This window comes from Methylorubrum salsuginis, from assembly GCF_900114375.1.
Lineage (GTDB): Bacteria > Pseudomonadota > Alphaproteobacteria > Rhizobiales > Beijerinckiaceae > Methylobacterium > Methylobacterium salsuginis.
Window position 1 is genome coordinate 53,385 of record NZ_FOSV01000024.1, and the last position, 14,271, is coordinate 67,655.

The window sequence follows — 14,271 nt, forward strand, 5'->3', positions numbered from 1 at the left end:
GAACGCGAAAGCGCCGCCCGGACGGGGCGGCGCTTTCAAAATTGGCCAGGATGGTGAGGCGGTCGGCGCCCTCAGCGGCGCCGGCCGGACTTCACGCGGACGGGGATCGGCTGGAGCACCGGTTGGGGCGCGAGGGCGGAGAGCCGCTCGATGGCGGCATGCACGGCTTTCGCGACAGCGGTCTTGAGAGATCCCGGCTTGGTCTGTGCAGGCACGCCGAACGCCTCCTTCGAGAATTCCCGGGGCCCGAGTGGTCTGGGCCGTCGAGACATATTTGGTCACGAACGGTCGGTTGCGCTACCCGGTTCCGCTCGGCAATCCGCCGCAGGGCTCCAAGAAATCCGTGTGGAAGACGGCGGAACCGTGGCGCTCAAAAGGAACCGGACGCGAAACCTTGACGTTATCGGGGTCAAGAGGCTGCGGCACAGGCCGCACCAGTTCTCGAAAGGAACGCCAAAATGCTCGGTTGGGCCGTTACATTCCTCGTGGTCGCCCTCGTCGCCGCCCTGTTGGGTTTCGGTGGCATCGCCGGCACGGCCATGGAAGCCGCGAAGCTCGTGTTCTTCGTCGCGATCGTCCTGTTCGCCATCTCGGCCGTCATCGGCCTGATGCGGGGCCGTTCGCCGACCTTGTAACGACGCTCCAGGCACCGCAGCCGCGCGCGTTCCAGCGCGGCGCGACCTGACATCATGCCTCCGGCGGCCCGATAACGGGTCGGCCGGAGGCTTTTTTGTTCGAGGTAGCTACGCCGCGACCAGCAACGCGACACCGGCGACGCCCGACAGCATCAGCCGCAGCCGGCTCATCCAGTTCGGGACCATGCCGCGGCGGGCGAGATCCTGATCGACGAGCCCCCACAGCAGCACCAGCGCGCCGAGCATGCGCAGATCCCATGGCGGGGGCGCTGCCAGCGCCGCCCAGGCGAGCAGCGAGGGGATGATGGCCAGTACGTAGTCCTGCCAGCCCGCCCCGCGGGCCGCGGCGACGCCCCAGCGGATGCCGCCGAGGAACGAGGCGATGACGGCGCCGTAGGCGGAGAGGATCGTGCGCGGCGACAGGCCGATGACACCGAGCCCGCCGTCGGACCCGCTCACCGACAACGCCGCGAACCCTATGAACGGGATCAGTCCGGCGATGCCGAGCAGCACAGCGCTCGTCGGAACCGTGGTCAGCCGCGCCATGCCGTCTCCCGGATGCTGCCCGTCCGTCACAAAGCCGCCCTGAGAGACGGGCCGGCGAAGCGCTCAAGCCTACACGCGCAGATCCGGGCACTTCCCGCAACCGGGACCATTTGCTGCACCGCAAGCGATCGAAGCGTGTGTCACGGCCGTCGATCCTGCGTAAGTCTTGTGGACTGCTCGGCGAAGAAGGGCTGTGCGGGGGACGGCTCGGCAAGATACCTGCAGGCTGAAGCTCATCTCGGCCGCTTCCCTGGATTCCATGACGTTGCGTCCTCCCGCCCTGCGATCCGCCCTGAGCCGGCTGCGCGATCCGTCGCTCGATGCCTGGACGGTGTGGCGGCGGCGCGCCCTGTTCCTGGCCGGCGGAGTCTGCGTCGGCCTCGCCGCGGTGCTGATGGCCTGGGCCGCCGACGCGGCGCAGGCGGGTTTTCACAGCGTGCTCGGTTTCTCGCCGTGGATCGCGCTGGTGCTCTGCCCGGCAGGTTTCGCGCTGGCCGCGTGGCTCGCCCGGACGGTCTTCCCGAACTCGCAGGGGTCGGGAATCCCGCAGGTGATCGCGGCGCGCGCCATCGACGACCCGGATGCGCGCCACGCGCTGGTGTCGCTGCGGGTCGCCGCCGGCAAGGTCGTCGTCATGGTGCTGGGGCTCCTGTGCGGCGCCTCGATCGGCCGCGAGGGCCCGACCGTGCAGGTCGGCGCGGCGATCATGGCGGCCTTCGGCCGGCTGAGCCCGGAGCGGGTGCGCGGCCTGCTGCTCGCGGGCGGCGCGGCGGGGGTGGCGGCGGCGTTCAACACCCCCCTCGCCGGAATCGTGTTCGCCATCGAGGAGCTGGGCCGGGCCTATGACAGCCGCGGCACCGGCCTCGTCGTCGCGACCATCGTGGCGGCGGGGCTGACCTCGGTCGCGATCCTCGGCGACTACACCTATTTCGGCACCACCGACGCGAAGATCTCGCTCGCCGCCGGCTGGCTCGCCGTGCCCCTCGTCGGCGCCGCCGGCGGATTGCTCGGCGGCCTGTTCAGCCGCGCCGTCATCGCCATCGGCCGTGGGCTGCCGGGCCGGGCGGGCGCGCACATCGCCCGCCACCCGATCGCCTTCGCCGCCCTGTGCGGGCTCGGGCTCGCCCTGTGCGGGCTCGCCTCGGGCGGAGCCGTCTACGGCACCGGATACGAGGAGGCGCGGGCGATCCTGCACGGCGAGAGCGACCCGCGCCTCGACCTCGCCCCGCTCAAGTTCCTGGCCACCCTGTTCTCCTCGATCAGCGGCATCCCCGGCGGCCTGTTCGCGCCCTCCCTCGCGGTCGGTGCCGGCCTCGGTGCGGAAGCCGCCCTGCTTCTGCCGCAGGTGCCGATCGGTCCGCTCGTGCTGATCGGCATGGTCGCCTACCTCACCGGCGTCTTGCAGGCGCCGATCACCGCCTTCGTCATCGTCACCGAGATGACCCAGGACCACGCCATGATGATCCCGTTGATGCTCGCCGCCCTGATCGCCGACGCGGTGTCGAAGCTCGTCTGCCGCGGCGGGCTCTACCACGCGCTGGCCGAGCTGCTGGTGCTGCGCGCGGCGGAACCGGGACGATAATCGCCGCCGGACGGAACGCCGCACGCCCGGCGACGATTATCGCGACGCTTAACGTGCGGAGTTTCGCGTCATGACCCTTCTGAAATGGGCTGCCATCGCCTTCGTGATCTCGCTGGTCGCCGGTGCGCTCGGCTTCACCGGCATCGCCTCGGGCGCCAGCTCCATCGCCCGCATCCTGTTCGGCCTGTTCCTCGTCCTAGCGATCGTCATCGTGGTCATCGCCCTCGCCGTCGGCAAGCTCGTCTTCTAGCCCGGTGAGCGTCGATCTGCGCGGGCGCCAGGCCCTCGTCACCGGCGCCACCTCCGGGATCGGCGCCGAGACGGCCCTCGGCCTCGCCCGCCTCGGCGCGCGAGTCGGGATCGTCGGGCGCGATCCCGCCCGAACCGAGGCGACGGCTGCGCGACTTCGCGGCGAGACCGGCGGAGAGATCGACGTCTTCCTCGCCGACCTCTCGGAGCAGGCGCAGGTGCGCCGACTCGCGGCGGAGGCGTCCGCCCGTTATCCGGTTCTCGACATCCTCGTGAACAATGCGGGCGCGATCTTCTCCGAGCGTCACGTGACCGTGGACGGGTTCGAGCGCACCTGGGCGCTCGACCATCTCGCCTACGTGCTCCTGACCCACGAACTGATGCCCCGGCTGGCGGCGGCCCCGGCCGCCCGCATCGTCAACGTGGCCTCGGCCGCGCATACCCGCGGGCGCATCGATTTCGACGATCTCGACGGTGCCCGCCGCTTTTCCGCGATGGGCCGCTATGCCCAGGCCAAGCTCGGCAACGTGCTGTTCACCTACGCCCTCGCGCGGCGGCTCGCCGGCACGCGGATGACCGTCAATGCGGTCCATCCCGGTGTGGTCGCCACGAAATTTGCCGGCAACACCCATGGGTGGCTGCGCGTGGCGTGGCGGCTGATCCGCCCCTGGCTGATGACACCCGAACAGGGCGCGCAGACTTCGCTGTACGTCGCGACGTCACCCGAGGTCGCGGGCGTGAGCGGATGCTACTTCGCGAAAGGCCGCGCGGTCGCCTCGTCGCCGCTGAGCCGGGACGCGGCGTTGCAGGAACGGGTCTGGACCCTGAGCCGGAGCCAAATGGGCATCGGCGACTGAGAGTGGCCCGGTACATTTCGATTTATGAAGGCTGAGTTGCACGATCGACAAGGAACTGCGCCCTGCCTGCCAGACTCAGTTCCCCGTCGCATTCACCATACGACTGAATGACGGTAACCAACACTGACTTACAGGTCGAGCTTCCCGTTGAATCGAGCGCAGTCATCGGCGGACCTGCCCTCGTTGAAGAGCAGATGATTTTCAGACAGCCCCATCGGCTATTTGACGCAAGACGATTTGTCTTTGGCGGAAGAGGGAAAGTTCATTGGCAACCCAAGCTGCTGCAGCATTCGGGTCTTCGAAGGAATAATCACGAAACTCCCGCCGATCTTGGCGTTCGTTGTCGGTCACGGCATCGGCCATGAGGGCGGCCGGCACGGCAATCGCCTCCATGAGGGTATCGGCTTGTGTTTGCTGCCACGCGGTGCTCGGCGCAGGGCCCGTCATCTCACGACTGGCATGGATGATGCCGGCGATATCGGTCACCCAGGCAAGCTTGTGCTGCTGGGTTCCGAGCGAAGACACGTAGAAAACCTCATCGCGTTCACCGGTCTCGGCGATGAGTGCACTGATGCGCACGATATCGAGATGGGTCGCATCGATGATTGTGATCGCACTTTGGTTCTCGCTCATAATGGTTCGAGCGAGTTCACAGACCGCGCGCTGCTGGCCTTGCAAGTAATCGACACGGTGGCGCCCCGGAACCTCAAGGTCGACCGGCAACGAGAAGCCATCCAAGACGATCGTCGGCCGTTGATTCCACTTCTCCAACTCGGCGCAGAGGGCCTTCACGAAGGGCGCCTGATTGACTGCATGCCGGTACATCAGCCGCAGGCTTACCCACACCACCGGACCGTCCGGAATACGCGGATCGAGTTGGTCGCTGCCGGTCATGCGGCATGCATCTACGGTTCTTTGTCTCGCCTCAGCTGTGACGACTTTTGCACTACCGTAGAAACAGACGACGCCTTCGGCGAATTGGTGTGTCGGAAGCGGCTCGGAAGATGGAAACTTGAAATGGAGATCTCCGAAGGGCTCGGACAGGACGGCGGCTGTCAAGTTCGAAGCCGGAGATAGCTTCTCGAGCTCGCACAGGGCCGGCAGCTCATTCCAGATGAAATGTGCAAAATTGTTGTGGCCGATGAGCAAGAGAGGAGCTGCCTCACCGATCGTCTGCCACGAACCGTGACGACCTTCATCCAGTTCGGCTTCGAAACCGAGCACCAGCCGACGAAGTTCTTGGGCCTCGCCATCATCGTGCCGATCCGAGACGAAAAACGTGGCGAGTGCACCGACATAGACGAAGCCCAAATCATGGGCATGACCGTGGCTTGTTGAGGCCAGCCACACGCGGTCGGTTCCGTTCGTGAGGCAAATGGCGATCGCGGTGTGCAGAACACGCGCCGAACCGATCGCACGATAGCCGGCTAGGCAGGACTCATCGAGAGCGAGCCTGCCATCGGTGTACAGCTGATGTTGATATGCACGGACCCGCCGGTCGAACTCGAATGCATTCAGCTCGCGAAGCAGGGCCCGGAGATCGGCTGCCATTTCCGCGAGTGGGTGTCCTGCCACGGCCACGAGATCGCGAATGCGATGGATTTCGTGGTGCTGCGTAACCGTCGGCGGCGATCTATCGTTCGCGACCGCGGCAAAGGCGGCCGATCCTGCGAGGTCGGGCGACGCACTGAGCAGGCAAGAAATCTGAAGCGGTGACAGGACCGCGACATTGTCGACCTTTTTGAGAATCTCAGGCGAAAGGGCGCTCACGGCGGCAGGGGGGCTGGCGTCGATGGCGCGCCTCATCTCGGCGCTCCGGGTCGTCGACACGATCAGTTGCGCAAGGCGATCGACCGTGTGCGGGAAACCTTGGGCTTCATAGGCCCTTCGTGCTTGCCGGTAGCACAAGCCACGCATCTGAAGATCGAAGATCGTCGTATCGCGCTTCGCATCCGCAGGCACACAGTCTTGCAGGAGCTCCACCGCGTTGCCGACGCTGTCACACGAGCGAAAGAGAGATGCCGCGCGATATGCCGCCTCGGTCCAATGCCGACGCGCGCGAGCCAAAAGTGCCCAGCGCTGCGCGGCCGCAAACGGGTTCTGGCGCTTGAGCGGCGTATCGGCCCAAATCGTGGCGAAGCTTTTTACATCCGGCCAAAGCTGCGCATATTGTCCCGCGCGAAGCTCCGTGCTGGGGTCATTGAGATGTCCGAGAGCCGCGATCTCGAATTCGTAAGCCGGTTGAAAATCAGGATGCGCAAGCAGAATCGCCCGCCATTTTGCAGCGGCCGTGGACCAATCGGCCTTCTTCTGGGCGATCGATGCATCCGCCGCCTTGACCCATATGTCGTCCGGAAAGCGCTCAAGGGCGATCGCCGCCTGCTCCTCGGCCAGTTCCGTCCGACCCGTCTGGGTGAGTGATCGGATCAACGCCTCGTGGGCCGTTGAGATGTTTGGAAAGCGATCGACGAAGGCCTGAGCGCAGGGAAGCGCGGCCTCGGGGCCGTCACGCACCTCAGTGAGGTGGAACAATCGGTAATTCAGCCAAATGTCCTGCGGATGAGCTTCCAGGCCGACCTTGATGATATTGGCAGCCGCTTCGAAATCCCGACGACCAAGTGCTGCGTCGAAGTCCTTTCTGAAGTCTTCCGGGGACGCAGACATTCTAACGCCTTCTTGATCTTGCCTGGAAACCCGACACCGTGTTTTGGTCGGCTCATTTTGCGAACCAATACCGGACGGAATAGTTGGCTGCTCAGCCGGCGCGGCCGAGATACTTGTCGCCTGCTACGGAAGGTAGCTTGACGACGACGAGGACCGCGTCGGTCAAAGCTTCGAATTCGTTGGCTTCGCCCGGTTCGATCGTCACGATATCGCCGGCTTCCCAGGTGCGCCCCAGCATACGGACCTGGCCTGAGAGGACCACGGTCAATTCGGTGGCGACCTTGTGATGATGCTCATCCTCGCGGTCGCCAGCGGTATAGGTCTTGACGCCGACCTCGACCGCTGCGCTGCGGACGGCAACGGGGTCGAAATCACCGACGAACCAGCCCTTCACCATCTCGTCGAGGCGGTGGTGTTTCATCACGCATTCCCTTCCCCGGCCCGCTGTTCGTAATGATCCAGCTGGCGGGCAGACTTCACGGGGATGTAGGCGTCCTTGGGCAGTCGAATCGTCTTGATGACTTTCTGCTTCAGGATCAATTCATTGAGGGCCGGGGCGACGTAGAAGCGGCCGTTCACCTGGGCATCCTTCAGGATCATGTCCTTCAGCGCCTGGAAGAACTCGCCGGCGTTCCGCAGCCAGTAGAACCCGGCATTGGCCGTGCGGCTGATCGGTCGCTTCTCGGCGACCTCGACGACGTTCTCGTCACCGTCGAGCCGGACATAGGAGTAGCGGGGATGCAGCGAGTCGAAGGTCAGCACGCCGCCATCCGCCCCGCTCTCACGGAAACGGGCGACGATCTCGGCGAGATCGACATGGTGCTGGTCTGTGGCGTTCACGATGACCAGTTCTTCATCGAACGCCATCTTGCCGATGGCGAGGAGCGCCGTACAGGCGGCCCCGGCCGTCTCGCGTTTGATGTCGACGACGACGGCTTTTGGCTCGATCATGGCGAGGATGTCCCCGACGTGATGTGCCGTGTTGTCGCTCGCCCGAATGCAGACCACGTAGCGGTTCGGATTCAGGTGCGACAGCGCCTTGATCTGGCGCTCGAGCATGAGCTGCCCGTCGGCCTCCGATAGCCAGACCGGATAAGGTTCGTTGCCGTCGTGGACCGTTTCGCCGGCAGCCAGAATCAGAACGTTCATGCGGCCTCGATCTCTGCGATGCGGCGATCAATGTTCGAAAGGGTCACGTCCGCGGGCGTCTGGACGACCAGCAGATGGCCTCCGGACGCCCGGGCCGCCATGATACCATGCTCGTTGTCTTCGACGATGAGCGCCTCCTGCGGGCTCACGCCGAGGCGCTCCATCGCCGTGCGATAGATCTCGGGATCGGGCTTGGCCCGCGAGACGTCCTCGTTCGAGAGCATCAGATCGAGGTGGCGAGTCAGATTGGCCCGATCCATCATCGAGACGACGGAGTTGCGCACCGAATTGGAGGCGACCGCGAGCTTTACCCCCCGGGCCTTGAGCCGGGCGAGGGCGAATTCGTGGGCGAAGGTCGGCCGGCAGCGACTGCTCACCAGTTCGAGCGTGTAGACCTGCTTCAGGTCGTTGAGGAACCGGTGCAGGCCCTCCGGCAGGTTCTCCGTCACCGTCAGCATCTCGAGCTTTCGCCGTGTCGGCAGCCCGTCAAACGTCGTGAGGTGATCGGAGCGGCTGATCTCCATGCCGAACAGGCGCAAAGCCCGGTTCAGCGCTTCGTAGTGCCAGTCCTTGGCGTCGATGAGGACGCCGTCCATGTCGAAGATGACCGCTTTGATCATTGTGCGAATGCTCGGCTCGCCTCGTCCGGGAGATCGGTGCAAAGAGTGACCTCGCCCGAAAGGCGGGCCAAGCGTTCCCAGAGCCGTCGCGGCTCGCGCCCGTGCAACTCGGGCGACACGACGCAGACCGCTTTGTTCGCGTCGAGATGGCGCGCCACGGTGTCCTGGTCGAACCAGTCGTTCCGGAAAGCGTCGAGCCAGACCCCGGCGGCTTCGGCATAGAGGATCGGCTCGGGCTCGACATCGCTGTGGCGCGTGTAGAACGGCAGGCCCGCGGCCGCATAGCGGACCGTCTCGGGCCCGGACATGTCAAAGGCGAACCACGGGACATCGTAGCGCCCGAACGCTTCGGCCAGGAGAGGCGCGAGGCCGTCCGCCTTCACGTTGACGGCCAGAGGGAGGCCGCTGCGGTCGAACGCGGCCAGGAGATCGTCCCAGGCCATCGCGTCATCGCCCGCAGGATCGTGGGATACGACGAGGCGCCCGGCGCGGTCGCGCACGTCGGTCTCGGTGCCGTAGCCGCCATCGAGCGTCCGGCGGAACGCCTCGGGCGTGTTCTTCTCGGCCGGATGCCGCCACCAGCCGCGATGGCTGATGATCTTCACGCCGGCACCGCCCGCTGCGACACGGGCAGCGACAGGAACAGGTCGAGATCGGCGGGGACGCCGAGGCCGTACATGCCGTCGGCCTCGCGCCCGATATTCATGATGGCGATATGCGCGCCGTCGGCGATCAATTCCTCGTAGACCGGGGCGACGTAGAACTCGCCGTTCACCCGTTTCTCTTCCGCGATCATCCGCTCGGCACCGCGTACGAAATCCGTGCCGCGGGCGAAGTTGTAGATGCCGACGGTCGCCTCGCTGGAAATGACCTGTTTTTCGACCACGCGATTGACCCAACCCTCGGCGTCCAACCCGACGAAGGACCATTTCGGGTCGTCGGCCGTCATCGTCATGATGAGACCATCGACGCCGGGCCGATCGCCGACCTCGAGATAGGCGTCGATCGACTCGTCGATGTATTGGTCGCTGTTGGCGATCATGAGCGGTCCGTCGCCGATGTGATCGCGAGCCAGAAGGACCGTGCAAGCGGCGCCCTCGGTGACGGCGTCGATCTGCACGACAGTGCAGCCAGGCGCCCAAAGCTCGAGCTTCTCTTCGAGGCCGTAAGCCGAGACATGCTCGCGTTGGCAAATGAAGACGAAGCGGTGAGGGCGGTTCGGGCGGAGGTTGTCGATCACAACCTTGATCATAGGCGTTCCGCGAACCGGGATCAGCGGCTTCGGATCGGTATAGCCAGCGGTCGCGAATCGGCTTCCACGGCCCGCCATGGGAACAACAATAGTCAGCATAACTAGCTACGAAACTCCCGGCCGCACTCGTGCGCGGTTCATAGGTGATTGGCCTACTTGATTCAAGCCGCGTTCGCTGCGGCGCGATCGTGCGACCGGAGTGCGCTCTTTCTGATAGATCAACCCATGGCAGAAAAACGTGTTTTGAACTGCATTGGAACGCAGAGCGTCAGCGCCGGCCGCCCTTCGTCAGGTCGATAAATTATGATCCGGCACAACAACTTAGCAAACGGCTGATGCGACGCATCAGAGCCCGAGGGCGTGCAAGCGGTACCGCCTTGAACTGCGGTCGGCGAGGGGCTAGCCGCCGCCTCGAACTACCTCGAGGTCATTCGAAAGCCGCACACCTAACAATCAGAGGCTGTCAGTTGCGTTTGCTGAGTGAGGTCGTCGAAGCCATCGACAGATAGTAACGCGCATTCATTATCAGCAGCATTCTACAGGCGCAGCTATTTAATATCGTCGAAAAATTCTAATGACGCCATGAGATCGTCCCTTCTAACTGCGCAGGATCAAAATCTAGCAGATTTTACAGGGTCGAGCTTCAGATTAATCAACGATCCGGCACCAGCATTCGAACCACTCACTGATCTCGATGGCCTCGTGAGCGGCAAATTGTGGATCAACTTTTGCTTGCTTTATTCATCGGCGCAACATCGGCGCGTGGGGATACATGCCTCCCTAACTCCGTGCTCACGCAACTACAGCGTTTTCAGTTTAATCTGGTTCAAATCCTGCGACTGCGAAGAAGTTGGCGCACTCGTCGGGGGTGATGTCGTCGACGAGGCTGCCGATGGCCGACCAGAGCCCGTCGACGGTTCGCTCGGCTGCTTTGCGCAGGAGCGCCTTCAGCTTCGAGAACGCCATTTCGATGGGGTTGAAGTCGGGACTGTAGGGCGGGAGGAAGAGCAGTCGCGCGCCAGCGGCTTCAATGGCGGCGCACACCGCCGGCCCCTTGTGGCTGCCAAGATTGTCCATGACGACGATGTCGCCGGGGGTGAGTTCGGGCACGAGCACACGCTCGACGTCGGCCTGGTAGGCGGTGCGGTTGATCGGCCCGTCCAGCACGAACGGCGCAGCGATCCCGGACAGAGGAAGACCTATGACGAAGGTGGTCGTCGTCCAATGTCCATGCGGCACGGGCGAGCGCCCCCGCAGGCGGGCCATGCTGGTCGAGGTCCACGTCTCGTCGAGGAACACGAGGCGGGCGGGATCAAGGTCGGGCTGGCCCTCGAACCAAGCCTCGCGAACCGTCTTGACGTCCGAGCAGTCCTGCTCCGCGGCGTGGGCTGTTTTTTTGTAGGTCAGGCCGCGCGCGTCGAGGAAGTCCCACAGCGTGCCCAGTCCGACCGTGAGATCGTGCTCGTCCCGCAGGCGGGACCGCATCTCCTCCAAGGTAATGTCGCTCTTCGCGTCGATTAGGCCGAGCAGGGAAGTCTCGTGCGGATCGAGCTTGGAGCGGAGAGCCCGCATCACGGCGATCACCCGCCTGGGGCTCGACGCAGCGCTCTACGATCCAGCCCCGCCGCGGCCATCCGGCACGATCGAACGCCCACGGACCGAAGGCGGGCGGTTGCCGACGCTCGCCGCGACCCTGACGGCCGGAAAAACGCGCTGGCACGCGGTCGTGGTGCCGGGCTGGTACGGGTCCAGCGCACGATCGAAATCGCCTCGGACACCGCAGTGTGGCGGCATGGCGGTCGTGCCGATCCGCTGGGTCCTGATCCGCGATTCCGCAAACCGCTTCCCACCACAGGCCTTGCGCTGCACCGACCTCGACCGCAACCCGGACCAGATCGCGGGATGGTTCGTGCGCCGCTGGAGTGTCGAGATCACCTTCCAAGAAGCGCGTTCTCACCTCGGCGTTGAGACCTAGCGGAAGTGGTCCGACACGGCGATTGCTCGCACTACACCCTGCCTGCTCGCCCTGTTCTCCATCGTCACGCTGCTGGCTGCACGGCTCACCGCCCAACAACGGCGGCGCATCGCGATTGCCGCGTGGTACCCCAAAGCGCGCCCGACCTTCGCCGATGCACTCGCCGCCGTGCGCTGTGCGATCTGGCGCGAGCGGACTTTAGCAACATCCCCGTGCCGACGCACCCGAACAAAACTCGGCTTCCGCTCACCCGCCCCCTGGGCCTACACCCTCTGCCACGCCACATGATTGGCCAAACTCGAGCTCTAACAAGCTGCTGCAAAAGTCCCAGTGAAAAGGATAAAATTCTTTTCGGGCCATCAGCAGGGTCGGAAGGCAGGCCATCCGATGGCCGAGCAGGTCGGAACTAGAAAGGCTTTCCGAATGACTTCTATGCCAAGAGGATGATTTTTCTACCTTGCTGATCTTCTGCAACAGCTTGCTAAGTTTTTTTGGCTTCATTGAGCGCGTCGACCCGGCGACGCAGAGCATTCACCTCTTCCTCCAAGCGCCGCGTCTCGTCCGTACCTCCCGCAATCTGCATTCGGTCGCGATGTCCACGCACAACGAAGTGCCGACGTTGCTCATCCTGACGCTCATCTAACCGATGCGACATACCCGGCAGCGCGTTCTGAATAGCTTCTGCCAAGCTGCGTACACTGGGGTGAGGCGTCAAAGGATTGGCGACGAAGCCGTTTCGGTAACTGGTTTCGCTTACACGATCCAAGGCTGCGGCAAAGCGCTCTCCAAGCTGATCGCGTACGAATTCTCTGGAAATAATAGCATCTAATGCACGCTCGTCTTCAAACAGAGCAGCATGGGCGCCGCTATGGTAAGATATCCCCGGAACGGATCTTGTTGGTAAGAAAATTTCGGCCATAGAAAACTCCTTTTTCTCTTTCTGACCCCTTCGATTTTCTGGAACGAAGCCAACTCTGAAATATTTTTTGAGAAAAAGTACGTTTGAGGCCAAAACTTCAAGAAAGAAATCAGACTCAAGAAGAACGTTGCGTCGACGTACTGATGCGGGTTCGTTGCCGTATGTAAATTGCGGCATCACCTGCATGAATGCATCAATGATTGGAAATTTCTCCAAAAACGGGCCACGGAAGAAGAACTGCTCCGGTGCGGTATTGATGCAAAGGTATTCCGTGCTTAAATTAAAGCAGACAAGCTTTTGTAAGTCCGAGCGAAGGCCGTAAAATATGATATCGTTTATATAGAATGGCAGGTCTACGAACGCACTATGGATGAGAATCTTTGACGAGAACACATGCGGCCAGTCTGGCGTGCTGTGCGATAAAAGCTCTGCGCTTAAAATTGTGTCGCGTATTGTTTGATTGAGTGGGGCGAGATCAGGGCGCAGCCGCAGCACCCAGGCATCGTTCGGAACCGCTTGAAGGCCATAATACAGAGATTTCATTTGATGAACGAAATGCCCGGGCGCTTTGAGTTGAGGCTGTTCAGTCTCAACCAGAGTAAAAGCTCCGGCGGCATAGGCTGCCGCCACGGCAGGGTAGCGATCGAGTTCGCCCATCCAGGTTGAGAACACGATGCCATCGATCGCACCGGTGCGGCGCCATGCGGTTAGGGTATCGAGCTTTTTTAAAAAGGCAGACTCGTCTCGGACAAGCCCGCAGATCACCGCCCAGCGCTCTGCCATGTCCTCTCCTTAACAGATCAAAGTGCACGTCGGTGCGAAGGGGAGCGTACCGCGCCCATACCGCAAGATGACCGAGCCGAGACACGCCTGCTGCAGGGGATCGGCACCGAGCCGCGACCGGTACAGTGCGCCGAGTGAATGATCAATGCCGCCTACGCGCCGGGAGTGACGCACAAAAAGACCGCCTAGAGCTCGAGCATGTCATGCAATTGTCGTAAACTTTTTGTCCTGTCTGAGCACGAAGCAAACGAAAGCAACCATGTGTAGACCGGCCAACGTACTGGCATATCGCTCGTAATTCTTGACCAACCGTCGGCAGCGGGTGGCCCACGCGAAGGAGCGCTCTATCACCCGCCGGCGCGGCGAGAGGATGAAGCCGCGCTTGGCCTGCGGTGCCCTTACCACCTCCATCGCGATGCCGTGGGCGCTCGCCGCCGCAGCAGGCTTGGGGCCGGAATAGCCCTTTTCGACAAGGCCAGCTCGACGCTGTCCTGCGTCGCCGCCTGAACCTCGGCGGTCAGGCGGCTGACCTCAGCCCGGTCATCGACATCGGCCGGACCGACCTGCAGCGCCGCGACATGGCCCGGTAAGTCCACCGCCAGATGAACCTTTGAGCCCCGCTTTCGCTTGCCTTGTATTTTTGAGTTGCCCGCTCAGTCGTCGTGGCGTTGCCGTGGAGAACCTGTCCCATAGCGCGTCCTGCCATGCGGTCTCATATACCTCTACGCGGATGGAATCCGTGCGTCGGTCTTGCCGATGAGGTGGAAGCGGTCGGTGATGAGGCTGACCAAGTCGGCCTCGTGCTGGTGCAGGCGCTCGAAGAAGTCATCGAAGTCCTGCTTGAACAAGGCGAACTTGGCGTAAGCCTTGTTGAACAGCACCGTGCGCTTCATGAAGCGCCGGAAGCGCTCGATCAGGTTGAGATTGGGTGCGTAGGACGGCAGATCAACCAGTCGCAGCCGGCAACCGGGCTGGTCGAGCCAAGCCTTCAGTGCGCGCGAGCGATTGTAGCGGGCATTGTCGAGCACGACCGTGACGCT

The 14,271-nt window shown here is 63.2% G+C and carries 15 protein-coding genes and 2 pseudogenes; 5 read left to right on the forward strand and 12 right to left on the reverse strand.

Annotation, left to right across the window (positions count from 1 at the left end):
• Window positions 1-71 precede the first annotated feature (71 nt).
• Window positions 72-215, reverse strand: coding sequence for a hypothetical protein (locus BM140_RS25985; RefSeq protein ID WP_165616514.1), 144 nt, complete (start codon window positions 213-215; stop codon window positions 72-74).
• 243 nt (window positions 216-458) lie between these two features.
• On the opposite strand from BM140_RS25985, the gene BM140_RS21125 reads away from it, so the two are divergent.
• Window positions 459-635, forward strand: coding sequence for a DUF1328 domain-containing protein (locus BM140_RS21125; RefSeq protein WP_003599466.1), 177 nt, complete (start codon window positions 459-461; stop codon window positions 633-635).
• A 108-nt stretch (window positions 636-743) separates the two neighbouring features.
• Here the strand turns inward: BM140_RS21125 and BM140_RS21130 are convergent, their stop codons facing one another.
• Complete coding sequence (locus BM140_RS21130; RefSeq protein WP_091950814.1) at window positions 744-1,181, reverse strand: DUF3429 domain-containing protein; 438 nt, start codon at window positions 1,179-1,181, stop codon at window positions 744-746.
• A gap of 259 nt (window positions 1,182-1,440) precedes the next feature.
• Here BM140_RS21130 and BM140_RS21135 point away from each other — a divergent pair, with 259 nt between their 5' ends.
• The 3 genes from BM140_RS21135 to BM140_RS21145 all read left to right on the forward strand — a co-directional run bounded on the left by BM140_RS21135 (window position 1,441) and on the right by BM140_RS21145 (window position 3,869).
• The gene (locus tag BM140_RS21135; RefSeq protein WP_091950816.1) at window positions 1,441-2,763 is read left to right on the forward strand and encodes a chloride channel protein; all 1,323 of its coding nucleotides are present in this window, start codon (window positions 1,441-1,443) and stop codon (window positions 2,761-2,763) included.
• Window positions 2,764-2,833: 70 nt separating this feature from the next.
• Entirely contained in the window at window positions 2,834-3,013 is a 180-nt protein-coding gene (locus tag BM140_RS21140; RefSeq protein WP_091950819.1) for a DUF1328 domain-containing protein, read from the forward strand.
• Window positions 3,014-3,029: 16 nt separating this feature from the next.
• Window positions 3,030-3,869, forward strand: coding sequence for an SDR family oxidoreductase (locus tag BM140_RS21145; protein WP_091950853.1), 840 nt, complete (start codon window positions 3,030-3,032; stop codon window positions 3,867-3,869).
• A gap of 201 nt (window positions 3,870-4,070) precedes the next feature.
• On the opposite strand, the gene BM140_RS25540 is transcribed toward BM140_RS21145, so the two are convergent.
• The 7 genes and pseudogenes from BM140_RS25540 to BM140_RS21190 form a co-directional block, all read right to left on the reverse strand.
• Complete coding sequence (locus BM140_RS25540; protein ID WP_131803907.1) at window positions 4,071-6,533, reverse strand: tetratricopeptide repeat protein; 2,463 nt, start codon at window positions 6,531-6,533, stop codon at window positions 4,071-4,073.
• 91 nt (window positions 6,534-6,624) lie between these two features.
• Entirely contained in the window at window positions 6,625-6,954 is a 330-nt protein-coding gene (locus BM140_RS21165) for a cupin domain-containing protein (RefSeq protein WP_091950828.1), read from the reverse strand.
• Window positions 6,954-7,682 carry a glycosyltransferase family 2 protein gene (locus BM140_RS21170; protein ID WP_091950830.1) on the reverse strand — a complete coding sequence of 243 codons (729 nt, stop codon included), beginning with the start codon at window positions 7,680-7,682 and terminating at the stop codon, window positions 6,954-6,956. Before BM140_RS21170 ends, BM140_RS21165 begins: the two co-directional genes overlap by 1 nt.
• Window positions 7,679-8,302 carry an HAD family hydrolase gene (locus BM140_RS21175; protein ID WP_091950832.1) on the reverse strand — a complete coding sequence of 208 codons (624 nt, stop codon included), beginning with the start codon at window positions 8,300-8,302 and terminating at the stop codon, window positions 7,679-7,681. Before BM140_RS21175 ends, BM140_RS21170 begins: the two co-directional genes overlap by 4 nt.
• A complete protein-coding gene (locus tag BM140_RS21180) occupies window positions 8,299-8,907 on the reverse strand; it encodes a PI-PLC domain-containing protein (RefSeq protein WP_091950834.1) in 609 nt (202 codons plus the stop codon). The genes BM140_RS21175 and BM140_RS21180 overlap by 4 nt, the downstream gene beginning before the upstream one ends.
• Complete coding sequence (locus tag BM140_RS21185; RefSeq protein ID WP_091950837.1) at window positions 8,904-9,653, reverse strand: glycosyltransferase family 2 protein; 750 nt, start codon at window positions 9,651-9,653, stop codon at window positions 8,904-8,906. Before BM140_RS21185 ends, BM140_RS21180 begins: the two co-directional genes overlap by 4 nt.
• 717 nt (window positions 9,654-10,370) lie before the next feature.
• Window positions 10,371-11,123, reverse strand: a pseudogene (locus tag BM140_RS21190) (IS630 family transposase); the annotation flags it as partial.
• A 103-nt stretch (window positions 11,124-11,226) separates the two neighbouring features.
• On the opposite strand from BM140_RS21190, the gene BM140_RS26400 reads away from it, so the two are divergent.
• On the forward strand, window positions 11,227-11,529 hold the full coding sequence (locus BM140_RS26400; RefSeq protein ID WP_244535556.1) for a hypothetical protein: 303 nt from the start codon (window positions 11,227-11,229) through the stop codon (window positions 11,527-11,529).
• A 481-nt stretch (window positions 11,530-12,010) separates the two neighbouring features.
• On the opposite strand, the gene BM140_RS25545 is transcribed toward BM140_RS26400, so the two are convergent.
• The 3 genes and pseudogenes from BM140_RS25545 to BM140_RS21210 form a co-directional block, all read right to left on the reverse strand.
• Window positions 12,011-13,231 carry a hypothetical protein gene (locus BM140_RS25545; protein ID WP_131803908.1) on the reverse strand — a complete coding sequence of 407 codons (1,221 nt, stop codon included), beginning with the start codon at window positions 13,229-13,231 and terminating at the stop codon, window positions 12,011-12,013.
• Between the two features lie 201 nt (window positions 13,232-13,432).
• Window positions 13,433-13,860, reverse strand: a pseudogene (locus BM140_RS21205) (transposase); the annotation flags it as partial.
• 93 nt (window positions 13,861-13,953) lie between these two features.
• Window positions 13,954-14,271, reverse strand: a 318-nt coding sequence (locus BM140_RS21210; protein ID WP_207549490.1) for a transposase, incomplete at its 5' end; no start/stop codon positions are given.